Origin of the sequence: Rossellomorea vietnamensis, assembly GCF_025398035.1 — a bacterium.
In the GTDB taxonomy this organism is placed as follows: domain Bacteria; phylum Bacillota; class Bacilli; order Bacillales; family Bacillaceae_B; genus Rossellomorea; species Rossellomorea vietnamensis_B.
Genome location: NZ_CP104558.1, coordinates 1,713,507 through 1,726,360 on the forward strand (window position 1 = coordinate 1,713,507; position 12,854 = coordinate 1,726,360).

8 protein-coding genes are annotated in these 12,854 nt (G+C 45.8%); 1 reads left to right on the forward strand and 7 read right to left on the reverse strand.

Annotated elements, in window-relative coordinates; translation table 11 throughout:
- Positions 1 to 46: 46 nt before the first annotated feature.
- Positions 47 to 3,214: a bifunctional cytochrome P450/NADPH--P450 reductase gene (locus tag N5C46_RS08815; protein ID WP_261751729.1), complete on the forward strand. Its 3,168-nt coding sequence runs from the start codon at positions 47 to 49 to the stop codon at positions 3,212 to 3,214.
- 127 nt (positions 3,215 to 3,341) lie between these two features.
- On the opposite strand, the gene N5C46_RS08820 is transcribed toward N5C46_RS08815, so the two are convergent.
- From N5C46_RS08820 to N5C46_RS08850, 7 genes are all read right to left on the reverse strand, one after another.
- Positions 3,342 to 4,172: a carbohydrate ABC transporter permease gene (locus N5C46_RS08820; protein WP_261751730.1), complete on the reverse strand. Its 831-nt coding sequence runs from the start codon at positions 4,170 to 4,172 to the stop codon at positions 3,342 to 3,344.
- 15 nt (positions 4,173 to 4,187) lie between these two features.
- Entirely contained in the window at positions 4,188 to 5,087 is a 900-nt protein-coding gene (locus tag N5C46_RS08825) for a carbohydrate ABC transporter permease (RefSeq protein WP_261751731.1), read from the reverse strand.
- 154 nt (positions 5,088 to 5,241) lie between these two features.
- Positions 5,242 to 6,495: an ABC transporter substrate-binding protein gene (locus N5C46_RS08830; RefSeq protein ID WP_261751732.1), complete on the reverse strand. Its 1,254-nt coding sequence runs from the start codon at positions 6,493 to 6,495 to the stop codon at positions 5,242 to 5,244.
- A 56-nt stretch (positions 6,496 to 6,551) separates the two neighbouring features.
- Positions 6,552 to 8,660, reverse strand: coding sequence for an amylo-alpha-1,6-glucosidase (locus N5C46_RS08835; protein WP_261751733.1), 2,109 nt, complete (start codon positions 8,658 to 8,660; stop codon positions 6,552 to 6,554).
- A gap of 143 nt (positions 8,661 to 8,803) precedes the next feature.
- On the reverse strand, positions 8,804 to 9,820 hold the full coding sequence (locus tag N5C46_RS08840) for a LacI family DNA-binding transcriptional regulator (RefSeq protein ID WP_261751734.1): 1,017 nt from the start codon (positions 9,818 to 9,820) through the stop codon (positions 8,804 to 8,806).
- A gap of 189 nt (positions 9,821 to 10,009) precedes the next feature.
- Positions 10,010 to 10,876, reverse strand: coding sequence for an AraC family transcriptional regulator (locus tag N5C46_RS08845; protein ID WP_261751735.1), 867 nt, complete (start codon positions 10,874 to 10,876; stop codon positions 10,010 to 10,012).
- 115 nt (positions 10,877 to 10,991) lie between these two features.
- Positions 10,992 to 12,437: a DEAD/DEAH box helicase gene (locus N5C46_RS08850; RefSeq protein WP_261751736.1), complete on the reverse strand. Its 1,446-nt coding sequence runs from the start codon at positions 12,435 to 12,437 to the stop codon at positions 10,992 to 10,994.
- Positions 12,438 to 12,854: the final 417 nt, after the last annotated feature.

A 12,854-nucleotide genomic window follows, 5' to 3' on the forward strand; every position in this document is an offset into this window, starting at 1 on the left:
CGTTCATTCCGGAGACAACCAAACTACTATACGAGGTGAATGAACCATGACACAACAATCTCAATACCCACAACCGAAAACCTATGGACCACTCGGGAGTTTGCCCGTAATCGATAAAGAAAAACCACTACAATCATTTATGAAGCTTGCCAGAGAACTGGGACCCATCTATCAGTTCCAATTTCCAGGCAGAATGAGCACCTTTGTGTCCAGCGCTTCCCTTGCAAAAGAAATATGCGATGAAACCCGTTTTGATAAAAAAGTCGGACCGGCCCTGCAAAAAGTGAGAGCCTTCGGTGGAGACGGACTTTTCACCAGCGAAACGACAGAGATGAACTGGAAGAAGGCGCATAATATCCTGCTGCCAAGTTTCAGCCAGCAGGCCATGAAAGGCTACCACTCAAAGATGGTGGATCTCGCCACCCAGCTCATCCAAAAATGGGCACGCCTAAACCCAGCAGATGAGATCGATGTCCCTGAGGATATGACCCGTCTGACCCTGGATACCATTGGACTCTGTGGTTTCAATTACCGTTTTAACAGCTTCTACCGGGAAACCTCCCACCCCTTTGTCGATAGTATGGTGCGGGCTCTGGATGAAGCGATGAACCAATCACAGCGCCTCGGGCTTCAAGATAAACTGATGATCAAATCAAAGAAACAATTCAGGGAAGACATCGAGTACATGTTCTCCCTTGTCGACGACTTGATTGCCGACCGCAAGGCAAACGGGGATCAAGGGGAAGAAGATCTCCTCTCCTATATGTTGAAAGGAACAGATCCAGAAACAGGCGAGGCGCTCAGTGACGAGAACATCCGCTTTCAAATCATTACCTTCTTGATTGCAGGTCATGAAACCACAAGTGGACTCCTCTCCTTCGCCCTTTACTACCTGATGAACAATCGGGAAAAATTGAAAAAGGCTCAGGAGGAAGTCGATCGCGTGGTGGGAGATTCCATTCCTGACTATAAGCAAGTGAAACAGTTGAAGTATGTCCGCATGGTCTTGAATGAAACGCTGAGACTGTGGCCTACCGCCCCTGCATTTTCTGTATATGCCAAAGACGACACAACTCTTGGCGGCCAATATGATGTCAAAAAAGATGATGTGTTCACACTTGTCATTCCTGAATTACACCGGGATACATCCGTATGGGGAGAAGACGTGGAAGCCTTCATTCCTGAAAGATTCGAGGACCCGTCTTCCATTCCCTATCACGCATACAAACCGTTCGGTAATGGACAGCGTGCCTGCATCGGACAGCAGTTCGCCCTTCATGAAGCGACACTGGTGCTCGGAATGGTCCTGCAGCATTTTGACCTGATCGATCATCAAGACTATCAACTGGACGTCAAAGAGACGCTGACTCTCAAGCCTGATGGATTGACGATGCGGGTTTCACCCCGTAAGCCTGCCATGGCATTCTCAATCGCTTCCTCCGAAGAAGCAAAACCCGAAAAAGCGGCTGCATCTGTCCCGGTTGAATCATCCCACGGCACGCCCTTGCTCGTCCTCTATGGTTCAAACATGGGAACGGCGGAAGGAATCGCCCGGGATCTGGGGGAAACCGGCCGTCAACAAGGATTCCGTACAGAGATCGCTTCATTGGATGAATACAGTGATGGACTCCCAACAGAAGGAGCAGTCATCATGGTCTCTGCTTCCTACAACGGAAACCCGCCTGACAATGCAGGTCAATTCATTTCCATGCTGAAAGAAAGTGGGCCTGATGACTTTAAAGGGGTTCATTACGCAGTGTTCGGATGCGGTGACCATAACTGGGCGACTACGTATCAGAGGATCCCTAACTTCATAGATGAACAGCTGTTTGAAAAAGGCGGACACCGCATCGCGGATATCGGCCACGGAGATGCAAGCGATGACTTTGAAGGGGATTATGAAAAATGGGCAGACTCCCTTTGGCCGAATCTGGCTGATGACTTGAACATCGAACTGCATCAGAACGATGGATCAAATAGCTCGATTACCATGAATTATGTCAGTGACGTGAGCGACACACCGCTGGCACGCACACACCATGCCTTTACCGCAGTGGTAAATGAGAATACAGAGTTACACCACGCAGAAAGCGGCAGGAGTACGAGACATATCAGCCTCATGCTGCCAGAAGGTGTTACCTATCAGGAAGGCGACCATATCGGGGTTCTTCCGCAAAATCCGTCGTCTCTTGTCGAGCGAGTGCTCAGTCGATTCAACCTGAACGGACAGGATTTCGTTACATTGACGGGGGATTCCGGTAAAGCGGCGCACCTCCCTACAGAGAAGCCTGTCAAACTTTATGAGTTACTGGCCAATTATGTAGAGTTCCAAGAACCCGCTACCCGTTCTCAAATCAGGACCCTGGCCGCTCATACCGTCTGCCCTCCTCACGTCGTTGAGCTTGAGGAATTGTTGAAGGATGAGACGTATAAAGAAGCGGTATTAAGTAAACGTTTAACGATGCTCGATCTTGTGGAAAAGTACATGGCATGTGAAATACCGTTTGAAAGTTTCCTTGCACTTCTTCCATCATTGAAGGCACGCTATTATTCGATTTCAAGCTCACCTTTATACAAAAACGGAGAAGCAACCATCACCGTCAGCGTTGTCCGTGGAGATGCGTGGAGCGGGCATGGTGAATACAAAGGAATCGCATCCAACTATCTGGCAGAGCGATCCCTAGGAGACAAAGTCGCCTGCTTTATCTCTACACCGCAATCGAACTTCCAGCTTCCAGAGGATACGGAAACCCCGATTGTCATGATCGGACCCGGAACGGGAATCGCTCCATTCAGAGGATTCATCCAGGCACGGAGCATTCTGAAGGAACAAGGAAAATTACTCGGCGAAGCACATCTCTACTTTGGTTGCCGAAATCCTGAGCACGATTACCTGTACCAGAACGAATTGGAGAAGGCGGAACAAGAAGGGATCGTCACACTTCACACCGCATTCTCAAGATGCCCGGGTCAAGAAAAAGCATACGTCCAGCACCGACTCGCAGAAAATGCAGAAGATATCCTGCCATTATTGAAAGAAGGCGGACGACTATACATCTGTGGGGACGGAAGCAAGATGGCTCCGGATGTAGAAAAGACATTAGTAGAAAGCTACATGCGTTTCTATCAAACATCGAAAGAAGAAGCCGATAAGTGGCTCAGATCATTGGAAGACAATGGTCGATACGCGAAGGATGTTTGGGCTGGGGCATGATATAAGAGAAGCGAATCCTTATAGGGTTCGCTTTTTTTGATCATAATAGATTCGGAAATGACCGACGTACATGTACCATAATTGACTCAAAAAAGAGAGCTTCTGTTTTGGAAGCTCCCCCATACTGCTATTTCCCCCCTGTAAACGAAATCCCCTTAATAAAGTACCGATTAAAGAATGCATACAACAACAGAACAGGAAGTGTAAACACCATCGATGCGGCCATGATGTAATTCCAATAGCTGACATACTGTCCTTTGAAGGTGTTCAACCCTAACGGCAGCGTGTACATTTCCGTATCCGTCATAACGATCAATGGGGTCATAAAGTTGTTCCAAAAGCCCATAAATACAAAGATCGCCTGTGCAGCCAGGGCCGGTTTTGCCAATGGCAAGACAACTTTAAAGAAGATACCGAAACGGCTGAGACCATCGATTTGAGCCGCCTCTTCCAGTTCCTTCGGGAAGTTGATGAAGAATTGTCTCATCATGAAGATGAAGGTCGCATTGATCATGGCCGGTACAATCATCCCTTGATACGAGTTAAGCCATCCGATTTCCTTTAAAATTAAGTAATTCGGAATCATGGTGACCTGTGCAGGGATCATCAGGACAGCCAGGATTATGATGAACAATGCCTTTTTCCCAGGAAAGCTCAATCGTGCCAAGGCATACCCCGACATGGAATTAAAAATGATATTCAACCCGGTACCGACTACAGCAATGAACAGACTGTTGAACAGCCATCTTGGAAACAGATCCTGTTTGATGAAGATTTGTTTATAATTATCTAAAGTGAAATTTCTGGGTATGAAATTCATGGTCCCGCTAATGATTTCTTCCAGCGTTTTAAATGAAGAAGACAGTGCCCATAGAAATGGGATCAGGGTCGTGATGGCATAGCCGATCAAAACGATGTACAGGAGACGTTTACTGAACGTCTTTTTCTTTGAATTCATGCTTTAGTCCCCCCATTAATAGAGTGATTCTTCTTTAGAGAATTTACGTTGTATCAAGGTTGCTACCAGGATGATGAGAGCCAGTGCAAAGGCGAGGGCCGCTGCATATCCCATGGATCCCAATGATTTAAACGCATATTGATAGATTAAGAGCACGACCGTTAACGTCGAGTTATTGGGTCCTCCGGATCCCCCTGAGAAAATATACGATTGATCAAACAACTGGAACGTGCCGATGACTCCCATGATCACGACGAAGGATGTAACCGGTCTGAGGAACGGAACAGTCACATAGAAGAACTTCTGAATGGCACTCGCTCCGTCCAGTTCAGCGGCTTCGTATAACGAGTCGGGAATATCCTGAAGGGCAGCGAGATAAATCACCATGAAAAACGGCGCCGTCGCCCAAATATTCATCAACATGATGGCATTCAAGGCTATATCGGGATCCCCCAGAAAATTGTAGGTGGGCAAACCGACTTTACCTAATATGTTATTGATCAATCCTTCTTTGTTGTACATCCACATGAAGATCAGGGTCAATACGGCTGAAGAGGTTAACGTCGGCAAAAAGTAGACGATCCGGAACAGCTTCTCACCCTTTAATCCTGCATTTAACGTGGCTGCTAATACCAGTGCGAGGAAGGTTTGTGTCGGTACCACGATCAGCACGTATTTCGCTGTGTTTTTCAATGCAATGATCGCCCGGTTGTCTTCCATGATCCGGGTAAAATTGTCAAAAGCCACAAAATCGAAACTCATATCACCAAGGAGTTGAACTTTATGAAAGGATAAAAAAATGGCATATAGAATCGGTCCAATGATAAACACGGCTAATACCAACAGTGTCGGTGACATAAATAAGTATCCTTGTCCTGCATCTTTTAATCTCTTTTTGGAAGATGGCTTGTTCATTCTTATCCCTACTTTCTATCTGTCTCGTTAACCCACACCTATTACCTGTATTCTTTCCGCCAAGGTCTACAAGACAAGACCTAAAAAGAAAGAATACAGTCAATGGTAAAGTTGTACCTGACACGTTCATGAGTGCCAGGTACCTTTAGAAAGATTATTGAATTTCGCTATTCGCCTGTTCCTGTGCTTCCTTCAAAGCTTCATCCAATGGACGGTCTCCGAGGAACGCCGCAATGAACTGGTTGTTAAAGTTATTCATGATGATCGGCAGGTTCTTTCCTTCTGCCCAAACTGTTGCATATGGTGCTCCTGCTACCAGTGCACCGCGTAATTCATCTTTGTCATACCCTAATTTTTCAGCAACTGACTTACGTGTCGGAAGGGCAAATCCTTTGGACGTCCATGTTTCCATTCCTTCTTTACCTGTCAGATACGAAATCAGCTCCCATGAAGCTTCCTTCTTTTCAGAGGCAGCATTCATCACATATCCCACCGTATAAGCCATTGTTCCTTTTTTCCCATCAATGGTCGGTAATTCAGCCGTTCCATAATCAACATCCGGGAACGTATCCGCTAAGAATGGAATCGCCCAGTTTCCTTCTATGACCATGGCTGCTTTTTGTTGTCCGAACATTTCTCCACCCCAGTTCGCTCCCACTTCTGAAGCCTGAGCAGAGGTTTTGTCTTCATTATGCTGGTCAATGATAGGCTGAAGGGCATTCACCACTTTATCAGAAGCAAAGTTCGCTTTGTCATCCTTTACGACTTCCCCACCTGTTGCCTGTGCGATGTGGTAAAGACGGGCAAGCTCAGGTGCGACACCAAATCCATAGACGCCCTCTTTCGTCAGGGCCTTTGAAACTTCACGGAGTTCTTCCCATGTTTTCGGAACTTCGACGCCCGCCTCTTCAAACATCTTCTTATTATAAAAGAGCGCTAAAGTCGAGTAATCTTTCGGAAATCCATACGTTTTTCCATCAACTTGAAATGCTTCAAGCATCGGCTTCTCGAAATCTTTCACATCAAAGTCTTCCGTCACATAATCATCAAGTGGTTCCACAACCCCGGTATCAATCAGTGCAGGTGCTTCCAGGGCATCGAGATAAAAGACATCCGGTCCTTCGCCACCGATCAAGCGTGTTTTCAAGACATCCATGTACTGCTCGGAAATGACTTCGTGCTTTACATCGATATTTGGATGCTTCGCTTCAAAGTCTTCAAGGGTTTGCTTAAGGAGCTTTTGCTCTGAAGGATTCCCTCCCCAGCCGGCTAAGGTGATTTCCACTTTTTCACCATTTTCGCCACCGTTTGAACTTGCTTTCTCATCCGAACCGCTGCAGCCCGCAAGCACTGATCCCACTAACATCGTCGTCATTCCTAAACTCGCCATCCACTTCATTTTCACCATTTCTTCCAACCCCTTTATTGATTTATGAAAAATAGGAAGCTTATTCCCAGGTGTACCTAAACTGTTTGTTTTTCTTTTACAATGTTATAGCCCGTTGTGTTTTCCATAATGGTGGTCTCTACTTTGTCACCATTTCGCACCACGGAGAGAGAAAGCACTCCCTCACCAATCGCTATATTTTGAACCGTTAAGGTATTCATCCCATTGAGTAAAATCGGATGTAAATGGATCTCTTTTTGAAGGCTATTCGGGAAAAGCCCCAATAAAGATTGAACAAACACAAGAGGTGTCCCCGCTGCCCACGCCTGCGGAGAACATGCGACAGGATACTTTACTGCCTTTCCGATCGTTGACTCGTATCCGCAGAATAATTCGGGCAAGCGGTCGTATTCGAAATGATGGGACGCATCAATCAGCCCACTCATGACCTTCTTCGCTTCAGCCGTTAATCCCAGCTTGCTTAATCCTAGCAAAGTCATACTGTTATCATGTGGCCACACACTTCCATCATGGTAGCTCATCGGGTTATAGCCTGCTTCCCCTTTCCCCATCGTACGGATTCCATAACCGGAGAACATACTGTCACCAGTTAAGGTTTGACTGACTTTTTCAGCACGGTTTCCTGTCATCATTTCTGAATACAACACATGCCCGGGATTCGAAGTAATGGTACCTACCTTTTCTTTCTTGCGATCAAGAGCGATGGCGTAGAATTCAAGGTCTTCCATCCAAAACTCCTGTTCAAACCGCTCTTGGAGGTTTTTCGCTTCTGCCTTTAATCTGGAGGCTGTATCATGGTCCTCAAGTGCTTCATAAATGGCAGCCAGTCCCCGTTTTGCCTGGTACACATAGCCTTGGACCTCTACCAATGCAATCGGCGTATCCGCGTAGTCCCCGTTTCTGTGGACGACGGAATCCCCTGAATCCTTCCAGCCCTGATTGGCAATTCCTTTGGAAGATTCCTGGTGATACTCAAGGAATAGATCTCCATCACGATCACCATATTGGTCGATCCACTTCAATGCGCTCTTTACATTGTCTGAAAGCTTTCGGAATGTGCCAAAATCACCCGTCCATTTCACATACTCCGTTAGAAGGACAAGGAATAACGGTGTGGCATCAATCGTCCCGTAATAAGGCGTGAACGGAATCTGGTTCGTATTTGCAAGCTCTCCGTAGCGAATTTCATGCATGATCTTCCCTGGTTGTTCGTCTCTCCATGGATCCACCTTCGTTCCTTGCTCGCTCGCCATCGTGAACAGGGTGCCTTTCGCAACCTGTGGCTGGAAGGCAATCATTTGCAGCGCCGCAATAAGACTATCCCGACCAAATGGTACCCCGAACCAAGGCAGACCAGCTACAGGAAACTTACCGTATCCAGTGTCGTTCAATAACACCCTAAGATCGGATAACCCCCTGTCCACCAGACGCTGAAGCGGTTCGTAATCGGTTTCTACCTTTGTTAACCCAGCGGCCCATTCTTTATAAGAAACTCTTAATCTTTGAAGAGCCTCTTCGACCGGTAAAATGTCATCTCTCGTTTCTCCATTTTCCAGAGGCACGATCATCAATGTAATGGATCGCTCTTCCTCATGCTGAAGCCCCACCTGGAAGGTGACCTCTCCAGTTTCATTCACACTTTTCGCCTCTGCATCCCAGTGAATGTTGGTCGCGCGATTGATACCGTCTGCTCCTTCGTATTGGAAGACGAGGGATTGATCTTCCACTTTCTGTCCCGTTCTATTCCCTACCTTTCCCGTTTGGAATCCGCGGACGATGAACATATCGTTAAAGTCCACATCGACTTCTATACTCAACTCGAACGAAACCGGCTTTGGGTAATAGTTTTTTGTTTTGATCGTTTCATATAACACATCATCATAAATAAAGCGCTTACGTTCGATCTCGACGGATTCCCGCCAAAGAATAAGATGGCCCTCCTCTTCCTGGTGGGGATTTGTCGATAGAATCGTAGACATATAATTTTCAGATCCATCAGAGTGTAATAGAATCGGTTTTTGATGATTGATTTTCACATTTAACTTGCTTAAATACCTCGTGTCATTCTTGTATAATCCCAGCCCGTAACTATGTTCTGAAGTGATATCTCCCTGTTCATCTGTAAGAAGAAATAAGTTGTTTTCTTTAATCACTCGGTAGTTCATATCGGTTCCTCCCACTTTTACATATGGTTTTCACTTTTTCCGAAACGTTTTGGTAATAGAGTAAAAAAATATATACTTATCACCCAAAACGTTTCGGATTTCCTCCTGAATAATAGCTGGTCCGTGAAATCACTCACCAACTCTTATTCGGTTATGCAGATCGTACTTCCCCTCTCGATCAACTTCGTTTCCAACACCATCCGATGGGTTTCAGACTGATTCGTTAACAAATCCCACAATAATTTTGCAGCTTCATAACCCAATTGAAATTTATTTTGCTGGATGGTCGTAAGCTTAGGGCTCACATATGAAGCAAGCAGGATATCATCATATCCCACAATCGAAAGATCTTCCGGGATCCTAAAACCCAACTCTTTCGCAGCACTCATTGCCCCGATGGCCATTAAATCACTGGAGCAAAAGATGGCTGTGATTTCCGGGTTTGAGGAAAGCAATCCATGGGCTGCTGCCCTTCCGCTTTCTTCAGTAAATGCGCCGTTTACAATGTAGGCGGGTTTACTTTCTATTTGTGCTTGATGCAAGGCGGCATGATAGCCTTCCAGTCGCTGCTGACTGACAAACGCAAACTCGTGCCCATTGATCATCCCGATATTCCTGTGGCCCTGGTCGATTAAATGCCGGACCGCTTTTTCAGCCCCCAACACATTATCTGTTGTCACATGACTTACATTCGTAGACTCAAGGGGAATATCAATCAATACACAGGGAATATCACTTTCCACCACTTCATGTAAATAAGGATCATCGGTTCTGATCCCCTGGATGATTACTCCATCAACTCTTCGTTCCTTGCAAAGCTGTGTGTAAGTCTTTTCTCGCTGCTTCGATGAATTCGTATTAAATAACACAAGGTCGTAATCAGAACCTGACACAAAATCATTAATGCCCGCAAGAACTTCCACGATAAAATTATCCTTCACACTTTCCTTCGTGAATCCGGAAACGAGTAATCCAATCGTTTTCGATTTCTTCATCACCAGACTCCGTGCAATGGAATTCGGGCTGTAATTCAACTCTTTTGCCACTTGGGCAATCTTCTTTCTTGTATCTTCATTGACATCCGAGTATCCATTCAACGCCCTTGAAACCGTCGTAACGGACACCCCAGCTACTCTTGCAATATCTTTAATCGTAGTCACTTGCACATCTCCCAAAACGTTTCGGATTTCCTTTATCTGAATAATACAACAGGTTGAAAACGATTACAATATTATTTTTCTATAACATTGGTTTGGAACATATGAGATCCCGGCTATATCCGCCGGAAGCCTTTCGGAATCCCGACCAGTAAAAAAGCAGCGAATTCATACGAATTCACTGCCTCTTGCTTACCTCTTCCTAACCGGTATCCATATCTCACTCCGAAACGCTTCAGACGTAACATCTTTACTTTCATTCCACAATATCTCCGGTCCTTCTGCTTGTTCATAGCTTGAAGTCGGGAACCATTCCGAATAGATTCTCCCCCATACCTGCTGCAGAGTGTCCGGAAATGGGCCGACCACTTCAAATACTGCCCAAGTTAAACGAGGGACATCAAGTTTCGATAAGCCGTCGGGGCATTCCTCTGTTGTGGCTGCGCCAATATAATGATCAAGCTCACCCTTCTCTTCCATCCTGCCCTCGGAAAAGTTGACAGATGCACTAATCAATCCTTGTGGTTCAACATTAGATAGGCTCTTTAACCTCTTGATCATGTCTTCATCCAAACTCTGCCACATGCCTGCAATGTCAGGATTCACCCCATTAAACACGATGGGCACCCGTTTCATGATTCCTACAATGGAAAACGGTTCTTTCTCTACGATTCGATAATTCATTTCATTGCCTCCTTTGATGGATAATTGGAAGGTCATCGGTGGAAATGATTTGATGGAATGGCCCTTTGCTTGTGACGGAGTGATCCCATGCATTTTTTGAAAGACTCTCGTAAAGGAATCGGGTGATGCGTAGCCATATTTTAAGGCTATATCAATCACCTTTACATTTCCGTTTTGCAGTTCAAGTGCCGCCATGGTCAAACGACGTCGTCGGATATATTCCGACAGTGAAACCCCGGCAAGGAATGAAAACATCCGTTTAAAGTGATATTCCGAGCAATAGGCACGCCTGGCCACTTTCTCATAATCGATTTCTTCTGTCAGGTTTTCTTCAATATAGTGTAAAGCGTCATTCATCGTCTTCAATGTATCCATTTCCATGACCTCCTTCTTCTTAAGAATAGCAAGAATGAAACCTATCAACCCGACATATCGTGCCCCATGTTGCAGGATGTAAAAAAGACCTCCTCACAGGAGAATGTCACTACATTCACTTCCTTGCTTCATGTACCTTAAGCATCTTCCCTTTTACAGTCGTTTTCTTCATGGCCTGCAACACCAACGGCCCTTTTCCATTGAGAATTTCCACATACGAAAGGTTTTCCTGGATGGTGATGATGCCGATGTCTTCAGCCGTCACGCCATCGATCTTCGCAATCGTTCCGACAAAATCGACTGCCCTTATTTTCTTTTTCTTCCCGCCATTGAAATAGAGCTTCATGATATCTCTATTCAGCTGCTGACTTTTGTCCATTTTAAAATCGGGTTCCTCAGAAAGCTTCCGTTCAAACTCTTGTTTCGTCCTATCCACAGCTTCCCGCGTAGGTGCCGTAAGCTTAGGGATCTTAAATCCGATATACCCCTCAATTTCATCAAGGAATTTCTCTTCATATGGCGTGCAGAACGTAATCGCTTTACCTGTCTGACCTGCTCTTCCCGTTCTACCAGTGCGGTGTACATAGCTTTCTTTCTCCATGGGCATATCATAATTTATCACGTGGGTGATGTTCTCTATATCGATCCCCCGCGCAGCCACATCCGTTGCCACCAGGTACCGGAAATCTCCCCGCTTAAAATCGTCCATCACTTCAAATCTGGCTTCCTGGATCATGCCGCCATGGATTTTATCCACAGGGTAGCCTGACCGGTCCAGCTCTTCACATAATGTGTCCACATTTTCCTTCGTCCGGCAAAAGATGATACAGCTGTCCGGATTTTCTACAGTTGTCACGTTTTTCAGAAGGGACAGCTTTTCCTCTTCCCTCACTTCAAAAACGGAATGCTCGATTTTATCCGTCGTGATTCCCGTTGCCTTGATTTCAATATGAACAGGTTGCTTCATATATTTGTGACAGAGTGCTTCGACATCCTCTGGTAATGTCGCAGAGAATGTCAGCGTCACACGATCAGATGGCAGTTCCTGAATAATCGCTTCTACTTGATCGATAAAGCCCATATTTAGCATTTCATCGGCCTCATCAATGACAAGGTACGCCAGTTTATCCAGGGGAAAGGTCCCTTTTTCAATATGGTCGAGGACACGGCCCGGTGTACCGACGACGATATGATTTTTCTGTTTCAACTCAAGCTTTTGGCGATGAAAAGGGGATTTCCCGTATACGGCTGCCGCTTTGATCCGCTTATATCTCCCAATATTCGTAATGTCTTCTTTGACTTGAACCGCAAGCTCCCGTGTCGGGGTCAAAATCAGGGCCTGGGGTTTATTTTCCTCCCACTCCACCATCTCGCATAGGGGAATCCCGAAAGAAGCCGTCTTTCCGCTCCCCGTTTGAGAACGGACAACAAGATCTTTTTTCTCTAAAGCCAGTGGGAGTACCTTGGATTGTACGTCTGTAGGAGCTTCATATCCTAAACCGGACAGCGCCCTGACAATCTCTCCACTGAGCTTATAATCCTTAAACTGTTTGATTGACATATCATAACCTCATTTAGTTTTTCTTATTTTCATAGGAAAGTACACATTCTATTCGTAAAATCACGCCAACATAAATTCTTTTCAAATTTATTTAGGCAATCCCCCAATAGTGTGTTATGCTTTACCTAACCATTTTTAACTTGTAACATGTTGTCTCCGGGACCGACGAACGCTGTCGGTCCCTTTTTATACCCTAAAGCGCAGGCGGCTCGCCCAGAGGCGACAAGCATAAGATGAATGGGCCGGGAAGGCGCTCTTTGCCTTCTTGGTCCATTTAGCTTATGACCTCGAGCCTCTAGCCGCCGGAGCTAGCAGTCACCTAAAGCGGAGGCGGCTCGTTCAGCCCCGACAAGCATAAGATGAATAGGCTGGGAAGGCGTTTTTTGCCTTCCTGGCCTATTTAGCTTATGACCTCGA

Excerpts from the sequence above, each read along its gene's own strand:
- N5C46_RS08815 (WP_261751729.1), top strand. The coding sequence starts at position 47 with ATGACACAACAATCTCAATACCCACAACCGAAAACCTATGGACCACTC.
- N5C46_RS08825 (WP_261751731.1), bottom strand. The coding sequence starts at position 5,087 with ATGAACAAGCCATCTTCCAAAAAGAGATTAAAAGATGCAGGACAAGGA.
- N5C46_RS08830 (WP_261751732.1), bottom strand. The coding sequence starts at position 6,495 with ATGGTGAAAATGAAGTGGATGGCGAGTTTAGGAATGACGACGATGTTA.
- N5C46_RS08845 (WP_261751735.1), bottom strand. The coding sequence starts at position 10,876 with ATGGATACATTGAAGACGATGAATGACGCTTTACACTATATTGAAGAA.
- N5C46_RS08850 (WP_261751736.1), bottom strand. The coding sequence starts at position 12,437 with ATGTCAATCAAACAGTTTAAGGATTATAAGCTCAGTGGAGAGATTGTC.
- N5C46_RS08835 (WP_261751733.1), bottom strand. The coding sequence starts at position 8,660 with ATGAACTACCGAGTGATTAAAGAAAACAACTTATTTCTTCTTACAGAT.
- N5C46_RS08820 (WP_261751730.1), bottom strand. The coding sequence starts at position 4,172 with ATGAATTCAAAGAAAAAGACGTTCAGTAAACGTCTCCTGTACATCGTT.